This is a genomic window from Leifsonia xyli subsp. cynodontis (genome assembly GCF_050632205.1).
GTDB classification, from domain to species: domain Bacteria; phylum Actinomycetota; class Actinomycetes; order Actinomycetales; family Microbacteriaceae; genus Leifsonia; species Leifsonia xyli_D.
The window spans coordinates 3,264,528-3,285,937 of sequence record NZ_CP192578.1 but is presented as its reverse complement, the minus strand read 5'-3'; the positions used below and the strand labels follow the sequence as shown (position 1 = coordinate 3,285,937).

Here is a 21,410-nt window from a genome sequence, read left to right as displayed (position 1 = left end):
GCCCGACGCCCGGGGTTCACGCCTCGCGTGCGCTGCGCACCTGCTCCCATTCGGCGATGAGCTGCGGGAGGCGTCCCTGCAGGAACCGGTAGAACCCGGCCATGTCACGCAGGCGCTCGGTCGCCGGAGACGCCGCGTCGCCTACCGCGGCGAGCCCCGACTCCGCCTGGTCGGCGAGCGTGCCGTAGATCGGGCTGTTGCGGACCATCAGGGCGTACCAGTCGCTCGGGATCTCGTAGCGGTCACGGCGGCTGCCGGTCTGGGCCAGACGACGGATGATGCCGAGCGTCTGCAGGTACCGGACGGCGCCGGAGATGGCCGCCGGGCTCACCTCGAGGCGTTCCGAGAGCTCGGCGGCGGTGAGGCCGGCGGTCTCGGTGACCGTCAGCGCCATGAGCACGCGCGCGGGCATCTTCGGGAAACCGGCCGCGGTGAGGACCGCCGCGGAGTGCTCCATCACCTCGGCGAGCGCCGCCTCGTCTCTGGCCATGGGCATCGTCCCGTCTATCCGATAGCGAAGTCTCGGCGGCGGATCAGTGCGGCGGCCGCGATGAGCGCGGCGGCCGTGATGCCGAACATCCAGTATCCCCCCGTCCAGTCGACGTCGCCCACCACCACCGGGACGTCGGCGAACGGCGACAGGTGGCGTATGCCCTCCGGAAGATCGATCAGCCCGCCGAAGATGCCGATGAAGGCGCCGAGGCCGAGCGCCGCCCAGCCGAACGGCACGGTCCAGCTCGGCGCGAGGACGAACACCAGGGCGAGGACGCCGAGGTAGACGAGCGCGACGGGGAGCTGTGCCGCGGCGGCCGCGAACGAGTCGCCGACGGTCGACGGCTTCTCACCCGCCGCCACCGCGGAGAGCCCGGAGGCGAGGGCCGCCGCCAGCAGCACGGCGAGGACGGCGAGCACGCCGACCGCGAGGAACGAGAACAGCCACCGCAGCCGCGACAGCGGGGCCGCCATGAGCAGTTCGGCGGTCCCCGCCGCCTCCTCCTGGCGCAGGCGGATCACCGCCTGGACCGCGCAGGCGGCGGCCAGCACCCCGACGATGGAGAAGATCGCCGCGATGAACAGTTGCGTAAGCGGACCGGATCCGCCTGCGCCGATCCTCCCGATCGCCTGCCGGATGCCCGCCATGCTCGGGTCGTTGGCGATCGAGTTGTTCACGACGCTGCCGAGCGCGCCGGCGAGCAGTCCGCTCAGCGCGCCCCCGACCGTCCACCCGAGAACCGTGGGCCACTGCAGCCGCCAGGCGAGACCGAACGCGCCGGACAGCGTCGGCCGGGCGGATGCGCGGCCGGCTCGCTCCGGAATGATGCCCGCGCCCGAGTCGCGCACCGACTGCAGCCCGAAGACCACGGCGAGGAGCACGCCGGCGAAGGCGACCATCAGCAGGATCGGCCGCCAGTCGTCAGCCGTCCACGGCGCCGTCTGTTCACCCCAACCGATCGGGCTCAGCCACGTCGGCCAGGCCGACCTCACGTGCATGCCGTCGCCGAACGGCGTGCCCGTCGCATCCCCGATCCCCCGCACCAGGAAGGCGAGCACCACCACGGCGGAGGAGAACCCGTTGGCGCCGCGCGAGGTGCTGAACACCTGGGCGAGCAGGAGCCCCACCGCGAAGAACGCGAGCCCGGCGCCGCCCACCGCGGCACCGGCGACGAGCGAGCCGTAGGCGGGCAGGCCCGCCGCCGCGAAACCGGCGGCCGTCAGGAGGGCCAGCGCCACGTTCGCGATGGTCGCGTGCAGCACCGTCGCGACGGTCGGCAGGAGGCGACCGGAGGGGCTGGATGCGACCAGCTCCGCTCGCCCGGACTCCTCCTCCGCGCGCGAGTGCCGCACCGCCAGGAAGGTGTTCATCAGGCCGGCGAGCAGGGCGGTGAACGTGTAGATCTCGAAGAACGTCAACGCCGCGAGACTCGCGCCCTGAGGGAGTCCCCGCAGCACCATGATCGTCGGGTCGGCGATCGCGAGGCGCACCAGCTGCTCCCGGGCCGCCGCGGTGCCGTACGTCTGATCGATGCTCGACGCCGAGAAGAAGCCCAGGACCGCGATGCACAGCAGCCAGACGAGCAGCTGCCAGCGGTCGCGCCGCAGCCGCTGGCGGAGCAGGACGCCGAGCGTCGCCGCCCGGCTCACCCGGCTGGTCAGCGGCCGGGCGCGCGACGGCTCCAGGTGGGCGGCCGCGGTGCTCATCGCGACATCGCCACCTCGTCGGCGGCGAGGTCGTCGCCATAGTGGCGCAGGAAGAGCTCCTCGAGGGAGGGCGGCGCGATCGTCAGTCCCCGCACCTGCAGCCGCGCCAATCTCTCCAGCAGCGGTGCGACGGCGTCGCTGTCGGCGGTGAACCGGACCCGCCCGTTCCGCACCTGGAGGTCGTGGGCCCCGGCGAGCTGCGCAAGTGCATCCTGGGGCACGCCGTCGGCGCTGAACGCGATCTCGGTGCGGGTCAGGTGACGGAGTTCGTCCAGCGTGCCGGTCTCCACCGTCCGGCCGGCGCGGATGATGCTGACCCGGTCGCAGAGCTGCTCCACCTCCGACAGGATGTGGCTGGAGAGCAGGACGGTCGCTCCCTCCGCTGCGACGCGGGTGATCTCCGCGTGGAAGACGGCCTCCATCAGGGGATCGAGCCCGCTCGTGGGCTCATCGAGGATGTACAGGTCGGCCGGCGTCACGAACGCGGAGACGAGGGCCACCTTCTGACGGTTGCCCTTCGAGTAGGCCCGGCCCTTCTTCGTCGGATCGAGTTGGAAGACCTCCATCAGCCGCTGCTTGCGGGCGGCGTACTGGGCCTTGTCGACGGTGCCGCCGCGGAGCCGGGCGAGCAGGTCGATCGCCTCGCCCCCGGAGAGGTTGGGCCAGAGGCTGACGTCTCCCGGCACGTAGGCGATACGGCGGTGCAGGTCCACCGCGTCCCGCCACGGGTCCCGTCCGAAAAGGGCGACACGGCCGCCGTCAGCACGGGCGAGGCCGAGGAGCACCCGGATCGTCGTGGACTTCCCGGCTCCGTTCGGGCCGAGGAAGCCGTGCACGGCGCCCGCCTCCACCGTCAGATCGAGGCCGTCGAGGGCGCGCACGCGCCCGAATCGTTTTTCGAGTCCGGAGACGTCGATCACCGCATCCATGGAACGTGATGCTACGCCCGCTTCAGTAATTTGTGAAAGTTCTGTTTTTCGAGCGCGTCACGCCTGGCCGCATTGGACAGCGTCGATGCCCGCATAGTCGTGCGCCGACGCGGAGTCCGGGATCGTGAACGTGTACGGCTCGCCGGCGACCAGGTCGATGGTGGTGCTCCACTTGTCGACTTCGTCGCCCTCCGGGGAGTCCGAGAACGCGGCGGTGATGGTCGCGCCCGCGCAGGTCTGGCCGGGCGTCAACTCGAAGGTCCATCCGTCGACGTAGTGGACATGGACGCCGTCGACGTCGTAGTCGTCCGCCGCGGGGTCGTCAGCGCCGCCGCCCTGCGACGAGCCATCCGTCGGCGGCGCGGACGGTTCGTCGAACGGCGCCGCCGTCGAACTGGTCGGCGCGTCCGCCAGCCGGCTGGAACTGTGGGCGATCGCCAGGATGGCGAACAGCGCCATCAGCATCAGGACGAGACCGGCCGCGATGCCGCCGAGCGTGATGCCGACGATCGCGCCCGTGGAGAGGCGTCGGCGTCGGCGCCGGGGCGGAGGCGGAGGCGCGTACGGAGGCGCGTACGCCTGCGGCGTCCCGTAGGCCTGCGGCGCTCTGCCGTCGACCGGCGGCGGTGGCGCGTACGCACGCTGCTGCGGTTGCGGATGGGCCGGCTGCTGCTGCGGGGCCCGCCAGGCGGATGCCGCGAGGAGCGCATCCCGTGCCGCCGTCAGCGCGTCCCGGCGCTGGACGTCCGCCCCCGCCTCCTCCAGCCGCAGTTCGTAGGCCCGCTGCACCTCGCCGGACTCCGCGCCCGGCGACACACCCAGCAGCGCAGCCGCCTCGTTCGGACTCACCGCATCCCCCCACCCCGGCGCATCGCTGTGCGCACGCCTCGATCGTAGCGACCGGGCACAGGCAGCAGACGTCTCAGGTCAGGGAGCCGGTCAGCCCGCGCACCAGGCCGCCCTCGCGCCGCCCGGGGCGCTCCGCCGTCGCGATCTCGCCCAGTTCGCGCACCACGCGCGCGTAGTAGCCCGCGGCCACACCCGCCCGGTACGCGCCCGGCTGCAGGTCGGCCTCGTTGCGCAGCCGGATCTCGGCGCGCGCGGCCTCGATCGGCGAGATGATCTTGACGCCGGCCCGGTACCGGATGAGTCGGTGCACCCACTCGTCCAGCGGCTGGGGTAGTCCGGCGGGCACGCGGTCATGCTCCGTCGCGAGGGAGGTGCGCCCCCGGGAGGCACGCGCGTCGGCGACAGCGCCGCCCGCGACCGCTTCACGCTCGGCGCGACGGCGCTCCGCCGCCAGGACGGACAGGAGGTCGTCGTGACGGTTCGCCTGCCGTGACAGCACGTCGAGCTCGTCGACGGCGGTCGCGTACTCGTCTTCGTATCCCGCGTAGGCCTCGGGATGCGCTGCCCGGTCGTTGGCCAGGTCGGTGCGCGCCGTCGCGGCCTGGGAGCGGGTGAGCACCGTGCGTCCGCTGCGGACCCGCTCCAGCCGCCAAGTCCAGGTGGCGAGGGGCTCGGGCATCAGGTGGCTCATGCGTCCACCGTAGGTCGGGCCACCGACATCGAAGGGAGCGGGCTCCGCGCGTCGGTGGCCCGGGCTAGCGTTGACGGTCGTGAGCACCATCCTGCGCCGTCCCGTCGATCGGGAGATCCTGCGGCTGGCCGTCCCCGCCCTGGGAGCGCTGGTGGCCGAGCCGATCTTCCTGCTCGCCGACTCGGCCATGGTCGGGCACCTCGGCGTCGAACCGCTGGCGGGTCTGGGCATTGCGAGCGCGGTGCTGCAGACGGTGGTGGGGCTCATGGTGTTCCTCGCCTACAGCACGACCCCGGCGGTGGCGCGCCGCCTCGGAGCCGGAGACGAACCTGGTGCGGTGGCCGCCGGTGTCGACGGCTGCTGGCTCGCCCTCGTGCTCGGCATCGCGCTGGCGGCGGCCGGATGGGCGGCGTCGCCGTTCTTCGTCGGGCTGTTCGGCGCATCCCCCGGCGTGAGCGATCAGGCCGAGCAGTACCTCTCGCTGTCGATGCTGGGGCTGCCCGCGATGCTCGTCGTCTACGCGGCGACCGGCCTGCTTCGCGGCCTGCAGGACACCCGGACGCCGCTCGCGGTCGCGGTGGCCGGGTTCGCCGTGAACATCCTGCTGAACTACCTGCTGATCTACGTGGCCGGGCTCGGGATCGCCGGCTCCGCGCTCGGCACCGTGGCGGCCCAGTGGGGGATGGTGCTGGTCTACGCGGTCATCGTCGCACGGCACGCCCGTCGCGTCGGCGCGCCCCTCCTCCCGCACCATGCCGGCATCGGGCGCACGGCCCGCGCCGGCGGCTGGCTGCTCCTCCGCACCGCCAGCCTCCGCGCCGCGATGCTGCTGGCGGTCTTCGCGGCGACGCAGCTCGGACCGGACGAGCTGGCCGCCTTCCAGGTGACGATGACCGTCTTCGCAACGCTCGCCTTCGCCCTCGACGCGCTCGCGATCGCCGCGCAGGCGCTGATCGGCAAGGGCCTCGGCGAGGGCGACCTCGAGGTCGTCCGGGCGGTGCTCCGCCGCTGCCTGCGCTGGGGAGTCGGTGCGGGCGTGGTGCTGGGCGTCGTCACCATCGCCCTGGCTCCGGTCGCGGGCGCGCTCTTCACGAGCGATGCCTCCGTCGCCGCCCTGTTGCCGCTGTCGCTCGCGATCGTCGGGCTCGGCGCGCCGCTCGGCGGCTACGTCTTCGTGCTCGACGGCGTGCTGATCGGCGCGGGCGACGCGCGCTACCTCGCCGTGACCGGCCTCATCAACGTCGCGGTCTTCGTGCCGCTCGCGATCGCCGCTGCGGCCTGGGGCGCGTCCGATGCCGGAGGGTTGGCCCTGCTCACCGCCGCCTTCGTGCTCGGCTACCTGGGCGCCCGGGCGGTCACCCTGGGGCTCCGGGCACGCGGCCGGGTATGGATGCGCGCGGGCGCCACCGTCTGACGGCGACGCCCGCGCGCGCCGCGGTACGCCTACGCCAGCCAGCCGCGCGCCGCGACGACGAGCGCCCGCACCCCGGTGTCGATGGTCGGCTGCGGGATCGGCGCGAAGAACGGCGAGTGGTTGGTCGGGATGTCCGTCTCGACTGTGCCCGCTGCCATTGCGCGCAGCACCGTCTCGGGGTCGGCGCCGCCGAGCATCCAGTAGACCAGCGGTGCGCCGGCCGCTGTCGCGAGGTTCCCGACGTCCTCGCTGCCGGACAGGGCGCCCGGGTTGAGAACGTGATCCTCGCCGAACTCTGCCGCGAAGGCGGCATTGACCCGGGCCGTCGACTCGGGGTCGTTGACGGTGACCGGGTAGCGCTCGCCCCACTCGATGTCCGGCTCCTTCGGCGCGCCGGAAGCGTCCGACTCGGCCCGGATCACACGGTGCACGCCGTCGAGCACGCGCTGCCGAACGTCCTCGTTGAAGCTGCGAACGCTGATCCCCAGGCTCGCCTCGGCGGCGATGATGTTGTTCTTCGTGCCCGCGTGCAGGCTCCCCACGGTCACGACCGCGGTGTCCTGCGGGGCCACCTCGCGCGAGACCACGGCCTGCAGGCGCATCACCGTGGCCGCCGCCATGACGACCGGGTCGATCGTCGTCTCGGGGCGCGAGCCGTGACCGCCGCGCCCGTGCAGGGTGACCTCCATCGTGTCCACCGCGGCCATGGCCGCCCCGGGGTGCGCTCCGACCATACCGGCGGGCGCGGGGAGAACGTGCTGGCCCAGCACCACATCCGGCACCGGGACCTTCTCGAACAGGCCGTCGTCGACCATCACCTGTGCGCCGCCGCCGTGCTCCTCCGCCGGCTGGAACAGGGCGACGAGCGTCCCGGACCACTCCGCGCGCGAGGCGACCAGCGCCTCCACTGCTCCGAGCAGGCACGTGATGTGGATGTCATGCCCGCACGCGTGCATCAGCGGCACCGTGTTGCCCGCCTCGTCCGTGACGGTCTCGGTCGACGCCCAGTCCAGGCCGGTCTGCTCCCGCACGGGCAGCGCATCCATGTCGGCCCGGAGGAGCACCGTCGGGCCGTCGCCGTTGCGCAGTACGCCGACCACGCCCGTGGTCGCGATGCCGGTGTGCACCTCGTCGAGGCCGAGCTCCGTCAGCCGGTCGGCGACGATGCCGGCGGTGCGGTGCTCGGTGAAGGCGAGCTCGGGGTGGGCGTGCAGGTCGCGGTACAGCGCTTCGAGATCCATGCCGCCAGCCTACGACCGGGCCCTAACGCTCCTTCGGCGCAGTCGTCGTGTTCCCCTGGTGGAAGACGCTGGTGAAGGTGGCGGGATGCGGCTGGCCGCCCGCGAGCATCTCCACGACGGCGCGCCCGGCGGCGCGGCCCTTGTCGACCGCGGGCTGCACGAGCGTGGTCAGGTCGTAGGGCCAGAGGCCGTCGACGCGGACACCGTCGAACCCGACCACGCTGACATCACCGGGTACCTCGAGGCCGAGCTCTTCGGCGGCGCGGATGACGCCGGCCGCCAGCAGGTCGCTCTGCGCGATGATCGCCGTCGGACGCGTACGGGCGTCGGCGAGCAGCGCGCGCCCGGCGGCCCGGCCCTCCTCGACGAACGATCCCCGCGTGACCCAGCCGCCCGCGCCGGGGAAGACGTCGTGCGCGCCGGCCAGTCGCTCCATCGCGGTGGTGGAGCTGGCGGCGGCGACCCGCTCGGGCGTCAGCGGGCCGCGTGCGCGGTCGCGGGTGAGCGAGAGGGTCACCACGGCGACCTCGCGGTGGCCGAGGTGGTGGAGGTGCTGCGCGGCGACGCGGGTCGCCTCACGGTTGTCCTGACCGATGGTCGGGACGCCGTCTGCTGGGTCCCCCTCGATCGCGATGAGCGGGATTCCGCGCTGGCGCAGGGTCGCGACCGACTCGTCGAGCCGGGGGCTGCAGCCGATCAGGACGACCGCATCCATCGGCGCGTCCTCGATGCGCTGGGCGGCCTCCCCGGCGTCGGTGAGGATCAGGAGGCCGGCGTCGATCGCGCCGATCTCCTCCGTGATGCCGTCGAGCAGGGCGATCTTGATCGGGTCGCGGAAGGCGTCGCGCACCCGCTCCTCCATCACGACCCCGACGATGCCGGAGCGGCCACGGCGCAACGACCGGGCGCGGGGGTCGGGCCCGGCGTAGTTGAGGCTCTTCGCCGCGGCGAGCACCCGCTCCCGCGTCGCGTCGGAGACGGGACCGGTGCCCGAGAACGCGAGGGACGCGGTGGAGTTGGACACGCCGGCCAGGCGGGCGACGGCGGCCAGGGTCGGCCGCGTGCCCGCCGGGGCTGTGCTGGGTTCGTTCACGTGTGGTAGCTTAGTCGAATCGTTTCGATCGAAACGATTCGAGCCGACGAACCCACAGGAATCGCCCCGATGTCACTGCCGACCTCCACCCCGACGCGCCCCCGCCGAGAGCTGACGGCCTGGCGGAACGCGGTGTTCGTCATCTTCATCCTGAGCGGCCTCGCCATGGCCACGTGGGTGGCCCGCATCCCGGGCGTGCGCGACGACCTCGGACTCGGCAAGGACCCGTCCGCGGTCGGCCTGCTGATCCTCGGCATGTCGGTCGGCGCGATCATCGGCCTCAGCGTCTCCTCGCCCGTGCTGGTGCGCTTCGGACCGCATCGCGGGATGGTCGGCGGCCTGATCATCGTCGCCATCGGCACGCTGTGCATCGGGTTCGGCGCCACGACATTCCACAGCGTTCCGCTGGTCGCGGTGGGCCTCATCCTGCTCGGCTTCGGCAACGGCATGGTCGACGTGATGATGAACGTCGAGGCGACCGCGGTGGAGCGCGAGATCGGCAAGACGCTCCTGCCGCTCATGCACGCCTGCTTCAGCCTCGGGACGGTCCTCGGCGCGGGCATCGGCGCGCTCGCGGCGTGGCTCGCGGTCCCCGTCGCGTGGCACCTGCTCGGCGTGGCCGTCGCGATCGTGGTCGTCGCGTTCGTGGCGATCCGCTACATCCCCCGCGAAGCCGAACTCGGCGACCAGGACGCGGCGCCGGCCGAGCGCATCCCGTTCGGCGAGCGGATGCGCACGTCGCTGGCCGTGTGGGCCGACTGGCGCCTCATCCTGATCGGCGTCGTCATGCTCGGGATGGCGTTCGGCGAGGGATCCGCGAACGACTGGATCTCGCTCGCCGTCGTCGACGGCCACGACCAGTCCAACTCGGTCGGCGCCCTCGTCTTCGGCTTCTTCGTCGCGGCGATGACCATCGGCCGCGTCGCCGGCGGACCCATCGTGGACCGCATCGGCCGCGTCGCCGCCATCCGCATCACCGCGGGCATGGGCGCCCTCGGGCTGGTGCTGTTCATCGTCGGCGGACCGATGTGGCTCGTGGTGATCGGCACCGCGCTGTGGGGCTTCGGCGTCTCGCTGGGATTCCCGCTCGGCATGTCCGCCGCGGCCGACGGCGCGGCGAACCCGGCCGCGCGCGTCTCCGCCGTCGCGATCATCGGATACTGCGCGTTCCTCGCCGGTCCGCCCCTGATCGGCTTCCTCGGGCAGCACTTCGGCCTGCTGAACGCCCTGTTCCTCGTGCTCGGGCTGCTGGTCGCCGCGTTCCTCGCGGCGCCCGCCGTGCGCCCGGTCGTGGCGCCCGCCGCCGCGCGCGAGAACGCGCCCGAGGCGGTCTGAGGCGCGACGGGCGCGGCGGCCGTTCCCGCCGGCTCTCCCCTCCGGCCGAGTGGTGACATGATGTCGCAACTCGCGCCGAATTCGCGCCACAACTCACCACTCGGGCGGCGACCCTCCCGCGCGTCCGTCCGATCCGCCCCTTCCCCCGCGAGTGGTGAGCAGATGTCGCGACTCGGCGCAGATAGGCGCACCTACTCACCGTTCGAAGGCCGTCGGCCTGACCCATTCGGCGCGCCCACGCACCCCCTCCCGCCGAGCGGTGAGCAGATTTCGCAAGTCGGCGCGAATACGCGCCACTCGTCACGGGTCGCGGGGAACGGACGCCCCGCGCCGCCCCGCCCCGCCCTTAAACGAACGCGATGCGGACCGGGGTCGGCACCGGGGATGCGCCCAGCGGCGTGAGCGACCGCGCCGCATCGTCGAAGGCGAAGACGGTCACCTCGTCGCTGTCCTGGCACGCCGCCAGCACCCGGTCACCCTCCGGCGTGATGACGAGATCGCGAGGCGAGCGTCCGCCGACCGGCACGGAGGCGACGAGTGTCAGCAGCGAGGACGCCGGGTCGAAGGCGAACACCGCGATGGTGTCGTCGCCGCGGTTGCTAGCCAGCACGGTCGTCCCGGAGTCCGTGATGCACACCGCCGCCGGAGCGTTGTCGCCCGTGGCGCCGTCGGCACGCGTCGTGGTGCTATGCGCCCGGACGAACCGGGTGCCGTCGCGGCGCAGCACGTCGATGGACGAATCCAGCTCGTTCACCAGCACCGCGTGCGTCCCATCGGGGTGGAACGCCAGGTGGCGCGGGCCGGCCGAGCCGATGACCACGGTCGCCTCCGCCCGCAGCTCGAGCTCGCCCCTCTCCGAGAGCGCATACCAGCGGACCTCCCCCAGCCCCAGGTCGACCACGACGACGTCACCGGTCTGCGGGTCGATGCTCAGCTGGTGGACGTGCGGCCCCTCCTGCCGCGACGGGTCCGGCCCGCGACCCTCGTGCTGCACGAAGGCGGTCCGCGCCCCGAGCGACCCGTCGGCCGCGAGCGCGTACACCGAGACGGTCCCGCTCCCGTAGGTCCCGGTCACGAGCAGCGGCAGCGCCGGATGCACGACGAGGTGCGCGGGCGACGCTCCGCCGCTCGACACGGAGTTCAGTTCGGTCAGCGTCCCGTCCTCGGACCGCGCGTAGGCGACGACCCGGCCGTCGGGCTCCGTCTCGCTCACCGCGTACACGGTCCGCCCGCCCGGCGCGGAAGCCACCCACGAGGGGTTCGTCACGCGCGCGGCGACCCGCACATCCGTCACCGACGTGCCGTTGAACCGCGCCGACAGCACCCCCTCCGCGTGACCGTCGACGTGCGGTAGGTTCTCGGTGTACGTGCCGATGAGGAGTTCGCGGGGCATGCGCCCATCCAACCACCGCCCCTCGGCGAGGGCGGCCGCCCGCCACGTAGGATGTTCCGGTGCGTCTCGTCATTGCCAACTGCTCCGTCGAATATGCCGGCCGGCTGAGTGCGCACCTGCCACTGGCCACGCGGCTGCTGATGCTCAAGGCGGACGGCAGCCTGCTGGTGCACTCCGACGGCGGGTCGTACAAGCCGCTCAACTGGATGAGCCCGCCGTGCACCCTCACCGTCGACGAACCGGACGAACTGCAGCGGGCCGCCGGCATCCGCGAGGTCTGGCGCGTGACGCAGGCGAAGACGGCCGACATGCTGGTGGTGTCCATCCACGAGATCCTCAGCGACACCTCCCACGATCTGGGGATCGACCCGGGGCTGCAGAAGGACGGGGTGGAGGCGCATCTGCAGAAGCTGCTCGCCGAGCAGATCCACCTCCTCGGCGACGGCCACGTGCTGGTCCGCCGGGAGTACATGACCGCTATCGGCCCGGTGGACATCCTCGCTCGTGACGGTTCCGGCGCCGCGGTCGCCGTCGAGCTCAAACGCCGAGGCGACATCGACGGCGTGGAGCAGCTGACCCGCTACCTGGAGTTGATGAACCGCGACCCGCACCTCGCCCCGGTGACCGGCATCTTCGCCGCCCAGGAGATCAAGCCGCAGGCTCGCACACTCGCCGAGGACCGCGGCATCCGCTGCCTCGTGCTCGATTACGACGCGATGCGCGGCCTCGACGACAGCGACAGCAGGCTGTTCTGATGGCGCGCCCCGCCCCCGCTTCCCGCAGTCGTACGAGAACGGACCGGTCAAGAAGGCCCTCGCCGCGATCGCCGCCGAGCCGACCCTGGCGAACCTGGATGCGCTGCTCGCCGCCGCCACGAAGGGCGGCCTGGTGGTGGATGTGACCGGCTCGACCCCCGAGGACACGCGTCTGCGCACCATCAGCTCGACGACGGGCGAGGCGGTGCTGCCCCTGTTCACATCGATGAACGCGCTGCGGGGTGCGGTCGCACAGAGCACGGAGGGCGAGGGCGCGCGGGTCCAGGCGGTGATCGTGCCGGCTCTCGAAGCGCTGGGCTTCATCCGCACGGCCGATTTTGTCGCCGTGCAGTTCGATCCGGGGGCCGAGCACACCATGGTGGTCGCGCGCTCACACATCGAATCCGCCCTCAGCGAGCGCTGACGGGCGATTCAGATACGTGACATACAGTAGGACCGCTATGACCAACCCGACCACCACCGTCACGCGGACGTGGACGTGCATCCTGTTCGACCTCGACGGCACGCTCACCGACTCCGCCCCCGGCATCACCTCGTCCCTCGCCCGCATGTTCGCGGCGCTCGGGCAGCCGGTCCCCACCCCCGCCCAGCTGCTTGAGTACGTGGGCCCTCCGCTGCTCGACTCGCTGAAGAGCTTCGGCGGCATGACCGAGTCCGAGGCCCGCGAGGCGCTCGCCGTCTACCGCGCCGACTACGCCCAGCACGGAGCCCTCGACTCCGCGGTCTTCCCGGGCATCCGGGGCCTGCTGGAGCGCGTGCACGCCGCGGGCATCCCGCTGGCCCTCGCGACCAGCAAGCCGGAGATCCAGGCGACGCGCATCCTCGAGCACTTCGGGCTCGCGCAGTACTTCGACGTGATCACGGGCGCGACCGAGGACGAGAGCCGCAGCGCCAAGGCGGATGTGGTGGCGGAGGCCCTGCGCCGCCTCGGCGAGCGCGGTGTCGACCTCGAGCACACCGTCATGGTGGGCGACCGGCAGTACGACGTGGAGGGCGCGAGCGCACACGGTCTGCCGACCATCCTCGTCGAATGGGGCTACGGCTCCCCGCCGAAGCGGCCGGCGCGATCGCCGTCGTGCACTCAGCGGACCAGCTGAGCTCGCTGCTCCTCGGCTGAGGACACTGACTAGGCGGAGCCGTTCGCGCGCGGGTAGGCTGATGTGTTGCGAAACCGCACCTCATACAGCACTAGGAATCGATATGCGCACACGTAATCCGTTCGTTCCGGCCGCCGTCGTCGCGGCCCTCACCATCGCCTCGCTGGCGGGCTGCTCCGGCGCCGGCAACACCAACTACGTCTCTTCGCACACGCCGAAGTCGTCGTCCTCGTCGGAGGCCGGCTCGGGTTCGGGCTCCTCCGACTCGGGCGCGACGTCGGAGGACCTTCCGTCCGACTTCCCGAAGAACGACGTTCCTCTGGTCGACGGGACCGTCGTCGTCGCGCGCGGCGACAAGGCCAACGGGTGGTCGGTCACCGTTCAGCCGAAGGGCAAGAACGGCTTCGCGGACGCCCAGTCCGCGCTGAAGAGCAAGGGCTACACCGAGCAGGCCGGCGCCACCGACAGCGCCGCGGTCTACACCAACGGCACGTACACCGTCGCCGTGAAGACCCCCGGCGTCTCGGTCACGTACGCCGTCACCGCGAACCAGTAGCTCGCACGCCCTCCCCACCGTCGAGTCCGCGGAGTTTGCACGGTTTCAGCCGATTCGCGTGCAAACTTCGCGGACTCGATGGAGGGGCGGCTCAGGGGTCAGGCGTCGATGATGCGGACGAGTTCGTCGATGAAGGCGGTGAAGGTGTCGGAGCGGCGGATGAGCGCCAGGACGGCCTCGCGGTCGGAGAACACCTCCACGAACTGATCGAAGACCGTCTGGAACGACGACCGCCCCTCCGCCGAGAACGCGATGAAGGCGATCACGTTCACCCGCGCATCCCCCCAGTCGATCGCGGTGTCGTTGACCACGATCGCGATCGCGGTGCGCCGGGCGCTCATCGACATGGCGTGCGGCACCGCCAGCGAGTCGGTGAACGCGGTGGACGACATCTGCTCGCGCTCGACCGTCTGGTCCACGTACTCCTGATCGATCGCGCCGGCCGCGATCATCCGGTCGCCGAGCGCGCGGATCATCGTGATCGGGTCGCGCGCGTAGAAGTTGCGCAGGAACAGGCGCTCGTCGAAGTACTCCAGCAGTTCGCTCTTGATGCGCGCCCGGTGCCGCTGCCGGCGGATGCGCGACGCGGCCTGGCGGATGTGCTCCACATCCGTCTCCGTGAGGAACGGCTGCACGATGACCGTGTTCTCGCGCCGTCCGCGCGGGTCGATCGTCGTGAGCACCAGATCCGCGTCGATCGCATCCCAGTCGGCGTCCGTCGAGGTGATGACGCTGGTGATGTCGAGCTCGTCGCCCAGCGTGCTCTCCAGCCGGTCGCGCAGCAGGATGTGCATGTCGTAGTAGTTGGGGCAGACCACCGCGCAGGTGACCGCATCCCGTCGGCGGGACTGCTGCTCGAGATACGCGCCGACGTGCATGGCGATGTACGCGATCTCGTCATCGTTGACCGCGATGCCCTCCGCCGCCTGCAGCCGGCTGGCGATGTACACCGCGAGCTCGTAGATCATCGGGTACGAGCTCTTGATGGAGCGCGTGAGCGGATTGCGCGAGTACGTGTTCTCGTGTGCGCGGGCCACGAGGTTCTGCACGTGCAGGGTGAGGCGCACGATGAAGTTCTCGTCGTGCAGGTCGACGAGGTACTCGGTGGATGCGCGGTCGACGATGCCGCGCACCACCTCCAGGTCGGCGTCGCTGACGAACTCCTCGACGGTGTCGCGCCCGGCGCCCGGGGCGATGACGCGGGTCCGCATCAGGATGGCGAGGTAGCGCAGCTCGGTCGGGTCCAGCGCCGTGCCGAAGTGGCGTTCGATCAGGGCGCCGAGCTCCTGCGCCAGCGAGCGGATGGTCTCGCTCGTCTCCGGCTCCTCGACCGTGGGCAGGACGCGGTTCTTCGCCACCCGGTCCAGCGCGACGGCCATGTGCAGCAGCACGTCGTTGATGCCGTACTCGTTGACGAAGAAGCCCCGCGCGTCGAGCATCGCGACGAGGTCGGACTTGAACTCGGCCAGGCCCCGCGATCCGAACGCCTCCTGGATGCGCGCCACATCGACGACGCTCTGCCGCATCTCGTCGCGGAACAGCCGGCTCAGCAGCTTCCGCCGCGCGATCTCCGGCCCGAGCAGCTGCACCGTGCCGCCGCGGCGTTCGAGCGAGAGCTCCGTTCCCGCGAGCAGGCCGCGCATCCGGGTCAGGTCGGATTCGATGGTCGAGTCGGAGACGAAGAGGCTCTCCGCGGTCTCGTAGACATCGATGCCCTCCGGCTCGTCGAGCAGCCGCCGCACGAGGAACACCAGGCGCTCCTGGGGCGACCCGGCGGTGCCCGTGTCCGAGCTGCCGTCACCCGCGAGATAGGCGGCGTACGCCTCCGGCTTCACCCGGTAGCCGTTCGGCCCGGACTCGACGACCTCGCCGAGCGCGGCCGCATACGAGCGGATGCTGCGCGTCGTCACGCCGATGTCGTGCGCGAGCTCGCCCGCCGTCACCCAGGCAGCACGACGCTCGAGGATGTCGAGCATCCTCGTCTGCTTCGCCGAGAGCGCCACCGGGACCACCTTCCGTGAACGAGTCAACCACCCCGGGAGCTCCCCCACGGCGCTTCCGGCCAGGTTTCCGCACCCCCGGAAGAAACGCTGCTGGCAGCGCCGGGCCACCCGGAGGGACCATGATCGACGTCCCATGAGCTCCACCAGCACGCCCCCGCTCCAGTCTGCGGGCACCTGCAACACCCCGGAAAGGCAAGATCGATGAGGATCGTGGTCGTGTGCGGCGCCGGTGCGTCCAGCACCTTCGTCGCCGTGAAGCTGCGCAGCGCGGCACGCACGCGCGGCGCGGTCGTCGACGTCGAGCCGGGCAGCGTGAGCCAGCTGGAATCCCTGGACGGCGTGGACGTCGTCCTCGTCGGCGCCCACCTCGAGTCCGCCGTGGCCGGCCTGCGCGAGCGCGCCGCCGCCACCGGCACGGCCGTCGTCGTGCTGCCTCCCGTCTCCCCCGCGGCCCTCGACGGCGAGCGCGCGCTGGACCTGGCCCTGGACGCGAAGGCGACGACACTATGAGAGACAGGGCGGCCACGGGGCCGGCACGGAGCGAAGGAGATCACCACAATGGCTGAACGGATCATCACGGTCGGATCGACGCACGGGCTGCACGCCCGTCCGGCGAAGCTCTTCGTCGAGGCGGTCAACGGCTCGGGCGCGAAGGTGAAGCTGACGAAGGAGGGCGGCAAGACCGTCGACGCCGGCAGCATCCTGGGAGTCATCTCGCTGGGCATCGACCACGGCGACAAGATCGTGCTCACCACGGAGGCGGACGACGCGGAGGCCGTGCTCGACGACCTGGCCGAGATCCTGGCCACGGACCACGACGCCTGATCATGACCGGATCATCCACTCTCACGGGCGCCGGCATCGGCCAGGGCATCGCCATCGGGCGCGTGCTGCGCATGTCGGCCCCGCTCCCCGAGCCGGCCGACCAGCCGAGCACGCGCACGCCCGACGAGGAGAAGACGCGGGTCCAGGAGGCGGTGGCCGCTGTCGCCGCCGACCTGCGCGAGCGCGCATCCACCGTCTCCGGCACCGCCGCCGACGTGCTGGAGGCCCAGTCGATGATGGCGGAGGACTCGACCCTCGCCGACGACGTCGCCTCGCGCATCGACGGCGGCAAGACCGCCGAGCGCGCCGTGTTCGAGGGCTTCGCCGTCTTCCGCGACATGTTGAAGGACCTCGGCGGCTACATGGGCGAGCGCGCCGGCGACCTCGACGACGTGTCGCAGCGCGTCGTGGCCGCCCTCGAGGGCAAGCCGGCCCCCGGGGTCCCGCACTCGGAGACGCCGTACGTGCTGGTCGCGCACGACCTGGCGCCCGCCGACACGGCCCTGCTCGACCTGACCAAGGTCCTGGGGCTGGTGACGAAGGAGGGCGGACCGACCTCGCACACCGCCATCCTCGCCCGCGAGAAGTCGATCGTCGCGATCGTGGGCGCCGCGGGCGCCGACGGTCTGGCCGACGGCGATGAGGTCATCGTGGATGCGGCGGCCGGCACGGTCACCGTCTCGCCCACCGATGACCAGCGGGCCGGCGCCCAGCGCCGCATCGACGAGCGCGCCGCGGCCCTCGCGGGCGGCGTCGAGCCCGGTGCTCTGGCGGACGGCACGGCCATCCCGCTGCTCGCCAACCTCGGATCCGCCGAAGGCGCCGCGGGCGCTGTCGCGGCCGGCGCCGAGGGCGTCGGGCTGTTCCGCACCGAGTTCCTGTTCCTGGATGCGCGGATGGCGCCCACCGTCGAGCAGCAGCGCGAGCAGTACGTGAAGCTCCTGAGCGCATTCGGCGGCGGCAAGAAGGTCGTCGTGCGCGTGCTGGACGCGGGCGCGGACAAGCCCCTCGAGTTCCTGAACGACGCCCACGAGGACAACCCGGCGCTCGGCCTGCGCGGCCTTCGCTCGCTGCGCGCCAACGAGGACATCCTCCGCGAGCAGCTGACCGCCCTCGCCGAGGCGGACGCCCAGACCGACGCCGACCTCTGGGTCATGGCGCCGATGGTGGCCACCGTCGAGGAGACGCGCTATTTCACCGAGCTCGGCCGCGAGTACGGCCTCAAGACGGTCGGCGTCATGGTCGAGGTGCCCTCGGCCGCGCTGCTCGCCGACCGTGTGCTCCAGGTGGCCGACTTCGCCTCCATCGGCACCAACGACCTCACGCAGTACACCCTCGCGGCCGACCGCCTGCTCGGCTCGGTCGCCGGCTTCCAGGATCCGTGGCATCCGGCCGTCCTCCGCCTGATCGGCGAGGTCGGCGCCGCCGGATCCGCGCAGGGCAAGCCGGTCGGGATCTGCGGCGAGGCGGCGGCGGACCCCCTGCTCGCCGTGGTGCTCGTCGGTCTCGGAGCCACCACCCTCTCGATGTCGCCCGCGGCCCTCGCCGACGTGCGGCTCTCCCTCAAGCGCTACACCCTCGACCAGGCCCGAACCCTGGCCGAGACCGCTCTGGCCGCCGATGGCGCGGCCGAAGCCCGGGAGGCGGTCAAGCAGGCCGCCGAACGAATCACCTCCCTCCCCCTCAGAACAGAAACGAGGCACCAGAATGACGACGGCGACAGCGACGACGCCGAAGAAGCCGAGCAGCGCACGTGTGCACGTGCAGCGCTTCGGCACCTTCCTCTCCAACATGGTCATGCCGAACATCCCGGCGTTCATCGCCTGGGGGTTCATCACGGCCCTCTTCATCGCGACCGGCTGGCTGCAGAACACGGGATGGGCGATCAGCCCCATCCTCGGCGGCTTCGGCGACCAGGCGAAGATCGGCTGGTCGGGTGCGGCCACCGTGCTCGCGCAGGACCCGAGCGGCCACACCTTCTCGCAGTACGTCGGACTCGTCGGCCCGATGATCACCTACTTGCTGCCCCTGCTCATCGCGAACACCGGCGGCCGCATGGTCTACGGCGTCCGCGGCGGCGTGGTCGGCAGCATCGCCACCATGGGCGTCATCGTCGGCTCCACCATCCCGATGTTCATCGGCGCCATGATCCTCGGCCCGCTGAGCGCCTGGATCATGAAGAAGGTGGATGCGCTCTGGGACGGCAAGATCAAGGCCGGCTTCGAGATGCTCGTCAACAACTTCTCCGCCGGCATCGTCGGCATGCTGCTCTCGATCGGCGCCTTCTTCGGGATCGCCCCCTCGTCGAGTGGCTGAGCTCGGTGCTCGGCGGCGCGGTCAACTGGCTGGTCTCGGCGCACCTGCTGCCCTTCGCGAGCATCCTCATCGAGCCGGGCAAGGTGCTGTTCCTCAACAACGCCATCAACCACGGCGTCCTGACCCCGCTCGGCGTCGAGCAGGCGCAGCAGACCGGCAAGTCGATCCTGTTCCTGCTGGAGGCCAACCCCGGCCCCGGTTTCGGCATCCTGATCGCCTACTCGATCTTCGGCCTCGGCATCGCCCGGGCAAGCGCTCCGGGCGCCGCGCTCATCCAGTTCGTCGGCGGCATCCACGAGATCTACTTCCCGTACGTGCTCATGAAGCCGACCATCATCATCGCGGCCATCCTCGGCGGCATGACCGGCATCGCGACCAACGTCACGTTCGGCTCGGGTCTCCGCGCCCCCGCCTCACCGGGGTCGATCATCGCCGTGCTGCTGCAGACTCCGGCCGACAGCTTCGTCGGCGTGACGCTCTCCGTGGTCCTCGCCGCGGCCGTGTCGTTCATCGTGGCGTCGATCATCCTGCGGGCCAGCCGCAAGCGCGACCTCGCCGCGGGCAACGCGGGCGACCTCTCCGCCGCCGTCGCCGCGACCGAGGCCAACAAGGGCAAGCAGTCCTCGGTCCTCGAAGGCCTGGTCCAGGAGGGCGAGCACGACACCGGAGACGCCCAGGGCGACGCCACCAAGCGACTGGTGCAGAACATCGTGTTCGCGTGCGACGCTGGGATGGGCTCGAGCGCGATGGGCGCATCCGTGCTGCGCAACAAGATCAAGAAGGCCGGCGTCGAAGGCGTGACGGTGACCAACCAGGCCATCAGCAACCTCGACGGCACCGCCGACCTGGTCATCACGCAGCGCGAGCTGACCGACCGCGCGAAGGGGCAGTCGCCGAACTCGCTCCACGTGTCCGTCGACAACTTCATGAACAGCCCCAAGTACGACGAGGTCGTCGACCTCGTCGCCAGCCAGCAGAAGGAAACCGAGAACGCAGCCAAATGACCGACACGATTCTCGACCGGGCGAACGTGGTGGCCGCGGGTTCCGCGACCACCCGGGAGGACGCGATCCGGGAGGCGGGTGGCCTGCTCGTCGCAGCGGGCGCCGTCGACCCCGGGTACGTCGACTCGATGCAGGACCGAGAGAACACCGTCTCCACCTTCATGGGGAACGGCCTCGCCATCCCGCACGGCACGAACGAGTCCAAGGACGAGATCAAGCGGTCCGCGCTCTCCTTCATCCGCTACTCCTCGCCGCTCGACTGGGGCGGCGAGGAGGTGCGGTTCGTCGTCGGCATCGCCGGGCAGAACAACGAGCACCTCGAGATCCTGTCCAAGATCGCCATCCTCTTCTCGGAGGAGGACGACGTGCAGAAGCTGCTGGACGCTCCGGATGCGGATGCGCTCTACGCGCTGTTGGGGAATGTGAACGAGTGAAGGCCGTCCACTTCGGCGCGGGCAACATCGGACGCGGCTTCGTGGGGCTCCTGCTCCACGAAGCCGGGTACGAGGTCGTGTTCGCAGACGTGAACGCCGAGCTGATCGACGCCCTCGCCGCCGCCGACTCGTACGACGTGCACCTGGTCGGCGAGGACTCGGCGACCAAGACCGTCACCGGCTTCCGCGCGATCAACAGTGCGACCGAGGAGGATGCGCTGGTCGCCGAGATCGCGACGGCGGACGTCGTCACGACCGCGGTCGGCCCGCGCATCCTCCGCTTCGTCGCGCCGGTGATCGCCCGCGGGCTCGCCGCCCGCGCCGAGGACGCGCCGCGCCTCGCCGTGATGGCGTGCGAGAACGCGATCGGCGCCTCCGACCTGCTGGCGGCGGAGCTGATGGACGGCCTGCCGGACGACGACACCCGCGACGAGCTGGCCGCGAAGGCCGTCTTCGCCAACACGGCCGTCGACCGCATCGTGCCCGCGCAGGCGGCCGACGCCGGCATCGACGTCACCGTGGAGACGTTCTACGAGTGGGTCGTCGACCGTTCGCCGTTCGCCGGGCACGAGCCGGCCATCCCGGGGGCGGACTTCGTCGACTCCCTCGGCCCGTACATCGAGCGCAAGCTCTTCACGGTGAACACGGGCCACGCGACCGTCGCCTACACGGGGTTCCTGCAGGGGGCGACGACGATCGCCGAGGCGATCGCCATCCCGGAGGTGCGTGAAGCGGCCGAGGCGGCCCTGCGCGAGACGTCGGCGGCGCTCAGCGCCAAGCATGGTCTGCCCGCGGAGGAGCTCGCCGCGTACCGTGCCAAGATCCTGGGCCGGTTCACCAACCCCTACCTGGTCGACGAGGTCACCCGCGTCGGCCGGGAGCCGCTCCGCAAGCTCGGGCGCGACGACCGCTTCATCGGCCCCGCGTCCGACTACGCCCAGTACGTGGGCGGCATCCCCGAGGCGCTCGTCGCGGCCGTCGGGGCCGCCCTCCGCTTCGACGTGCCGGAGGACACGCAGAGCGTCGAGCTGCTGCGGCTGCTCGACGAGGCGGACGCGGCCGCGATCGTGACCGAGGTCATGGGCGTCGAGGCCGCCGAGCCCCTGCACGCGCCGCTGGTGGCGGTCGTCGCCGCCGCGCAGCGCGACCGGGTCGACGCGTCGCTCTGACCCTCGCCCGCGGGCGCAGGAGGAGCGCTCCGGATTCCCCGATCCGGAGCGTTTCTCCTGCGCCAGCGGGCCCGGGTTGCGTGCCC

General features: G+C 71.6%; 18 protein-coding genes and 3 pseudogenes. 12 read left to right on the top strand and 9 right to left on the bottom strand.

Annotation, left to right across the window (positions count from 1 at the left end; translation table 11 throughout):
- Positions 1 to 16: 16 nt before the first annotated feature.
- The 5 genes from ACQ86M_RS16460 to ACQ86M_RS16440 form a co-directional block, all read right to left on the bottom strand.
- The gene (locus tag ACQ86M_RS16460; protein ID WP_431246210.1) at positions 17 to 490 is read right to left on the bottom strand and encodes a GbsR/MarR family transcriptional regulator; all 474 of its coding nucleotides are present in this window, start codon (positions 488 to 490) and stop codon (positions 17 to 19) included.
- A 14-nt stretch (positions 491 to 504) separates the two neighbouring features.
- Positions 505 to 2,199 (bottom strand): ABC transporter permease, encoded by a 1,695-nt coding sequence (locus ACQ86M_RS16455; RefSeq protein ID WP_431246209.1) that lies wholly within the window; start codon positions 2,197 to 2,199, stop codon positions 505 to 507.
- Positions 2,196 to 3,128, bottom strand: coding sequence for an ATP-binding cassette domain-containing protein (locus ACQ86M_RS16450; RefSeq protein WP_431246208.1), 933 nt, complete (start codon positions 3,126 to 3,128; stop codon positions 2,196 to 2,198). Before ACQ86M_RS16450 ends, ACQ86M_RS16455 begins: the two co-directional genes overlap by 4 nt.
- Before the next feature lie 57 nt (positions 3,129 to 3,185).
- The gene (locus ACQ86M_RS16445; protein WP_431246207.1) at positions 3,186 to 3,977 is read right to left on the bottom strand and encodes a hypothetical protein; all 792 of its coding nucleotides are present in this window, start codon (positions 3,975 to 3,977) and stop codon (positions 3,186 to 3,188) included.
- A gap of 73 nt (positions 3,978 to 4,050) precedes the next feature.
- A complete protein-coding gene (locus tag ACQ86M_RS16440) occupies positions 4,051 to 4,668 on the bottom strand; it encodes a hypothetical protein (RefSeq protein ID WP_431246206.1) in 618 nt (205 codons plus the stop codon).
- A 79-nt stretch (positions 4,669 to 4,747) separates the two neighbouring features.
- On the opposite strand from ACQ86M_RS16440, the gene ACQ86M_RS16435 reads away from it, so the two are divergent.
- On the top strand, positions 4,748 to 6,082 hold the full coding sequence (locus tag ACQ86M_RS16435) for an MATE family efflux transporter (RefSeq protein WP_431246205.1): 1,335 nt from the start codon (positions 4,748 to 4,750) through the stop codon (positions 6,080 to 6,082).
- A 29-nt stretch (positions 6,083 to 6,111) separates the two neighbouring features.
- Here the strand turns inward: ACQ86M_RS16435 and ACQ86M_RS16430 are convergent, their stop codons facing one another.
- Together ACQ86M_RS16430 and ACQ86M_RS16425 are read right to left on the bottom strand one after the other, a co-directional pair.
- Positions 6,112 to 7,323, bottom strand: coding sequence for an amidohydrolase (locus tag ACQ86M_RS16430; protein WP_431246204.1), 1,212 nt, complete (start codon positions 7,321 to 7,323; stop codon positions 6,112 to 6,114).
- A gap of 22 nt (positions 7,324 to 7,345) precedes the next feature.
- The gene (locus tag ACQ86M_RS16425) at positions 7,346 to 8,416 is read right to left on the bottom strand and encodes a LacI family DNA-binding transcriptional regulator (RefSeq protein ID WP_431246203.1); all 1,071 of its coding nucleotides are present in this window, start codon (positions 8,414 to 8,416) and stop codon (positions 7,346 to 7,348) included.
- 69 nt (positions 8,417 to 8,485) lie between these two features.
- Between ACQ86M_RS16425 and ACQ86M_RS16420 the strand changes: the two genes are divergently transcribed.
- Positions 8,486 to 9,751, top strand: a complete 1,266-nt coding sequence (locus ACQ86M_RS16420; protein WP_431246202.1) for an MFS transporter — start codon at positions 8,486 to 8,488, stop codon at positions 9,749 to 9,751.
- A gap of 346 nt (positions 9,752 to 10,097) precedes the next feature.
- On the opposite strand, the gene ACQ86M_RS16415 is transcribed toward ACQ86M_RS16420, so the two are convergent.
- Positions 10,098 to 11,144: a lactonase family protein gene (locus ACQ86M_RS16415; RefSeq protein ID WP_431246201.1), complete on the bottom strand. Its 1,047-nt coding sequence runs from the start codon at positions 11,142 to 11,144 to the stop codon at positions 10,098 to 10,100.
- A 59-nt stretch (positions 11,145 to 11,203) separates the two neighbouring features.
- Between ACQ86M_RS16415 and nucS the strand changes: the two genes are divergently transcribed.
- The 4 genes and pseudogenes from nucS (at position 11,204) to ACQ86M_RS16395 (ending at position 13,573) form a co-directional block, all read left to right on the top strand.
- Positions 11,204 to 11,899 (top strand): endonuclease NucS, encoded by a 696-nt coding sequence (gene nucS / locus ACQ86M_RS16410; RefSeq protein WP_431246200.1) that lies wholly within the window; start codon positions 11,204 to 11,206, stop codon positions 11,897 to 11,899.
- Positions 11,850 to 12,323, top strand: a complete 474-nt coding sequence (locus ACQ86M_RS16405) for an SseB family protein (RefSeq protein ID WP_431221512.1) — start codon at positions 11,850 to 11,852, stop codon at positions 12,321 to 12,323. Before nucS ends, ACQ86M_RS16405 begins: the two co-directional genes overlap by 50 nt.
- Before the next feature lie 37 nt (positions 12,324 to 12,360).
- A pseudogene (locus ACQ86M_RS16400) lies at positions 12,361 to 13,037 on the top strand (HAD hydrolase-like protein).
- A gap of 83 nt (positions 13,038 to 13,120) precedes the next feature.
- On the top strand, positions 13,121 to 13,573 hold the full coding sequence (locus ACQ86M_RS16395) for a hypothetical protein (RefSeq protein ID WP_431219668.1): 453 nt from the start codon (positions 13,121 to 13,123) through the stop codon (positions 13,571 to 13,573).
- 98 nt (positions 13,574 to 13,671) lie between these two features.
- Here ACQ86M_RS16395 and ACQ86M_RS16390 read toward each other — a convergent pair whose 3' ends face one another.
- A complete protein-coding gene (locus ACQ86M_RS16390; protein WP_431246199.1) occupies positions 13,672 to 15,576 on the bottom strand; it encodes a BglG family transcription antiterminator in 1,905 nt (634 codons plus the stop codon).
- Positions 15,577 to 15,777: 201 nt separating this feature from the next.
- Here ACQ86M_RS16390 and ACQ86M_RS16385 point away from each other — a divergent pair, with 201 nt between their 5' ends.
- From ACQ86M_RS16385 to ACQ86M_RS16360, 6 genes and pseudogenes are all read left to right on the top strand, one after another.
- The gene (locus ACQ86M_RS16385; RefSeq protein ID WP_431219666.1) at positions 15,778 to 16,086 is read left to right on the top strand and encodes a PTS sugar transporter subunit IIB; all 309 of its coding nucleotides are present in this window, start codon (positions 15,778 to 15,780) and stop codon (positions 16,084 to 16,086) included.
- A 48-nt stretch (positions 16,087 to 16,134) separates the two neighbouring features.
- Positions 16,135 to 16,401 (top strand): HPr family phosphocarrier protein, encoded by a 267-nt coding sequence (locus ACQ86M_RS16380; protein ID WP_431219665.1) that lies wholly within the window; start codon positions 16,135 to 16,137, stop codon positions 16,399 to 16,401.
- A 2-nt stretch (positions 16,402 to 16,403) separates the two neighbouring features.
- Positions 16,404 to 18,112, top strand: a pseudogene (gene ptsP / locus ACQ86M_RS16375) (phosphoenolpyruvate--protein phosphotransferase).
- A pseudogene (locus tag ACQ86M_RS16370) lies at positions 18,109 to 19,721 on the top strand (PTS mannitol transporter subunit IICB). The pseudogenes ptsP and ACQ86M_RS16370 overlap by 4 nt, the downstream one beginning before the upstream one ends.
- Positions 19,718 to 20,155, top strand: a complete 438-nt coding sequence (locus ACQ86M_RS16365) for a PTS sugar transporter subunit IIA (protein WP_431219663.1) — start codon at positions 19,718 to 19,720, stop codon at positions 20,153 to 20,155. The pseudogene ACQ86M_RS16370 and the gene ACQ86M_RS16365 overlap by 4 nt, the downstream one beginning before the upstream one ends.
- Positions 20,152 to 21,324, top strand: coding sequence for a mannitol-1-phosphate 5-dehydrogenase (locus tag ACQ86M_RS16360; protein WP_431246198.1), 1,173 nt, complete (start codon positions 20,152 to 20,154; stop codon positions 21,322 to 21,324). The genes ACQ86M_RS16365 and ACQ86M_RS16360 overlap by 4 nt, the downstream gene beginning before the upstream one ends.
- Positions 21,325 to 21,410 lie beyond the last annotated feature (86 nt).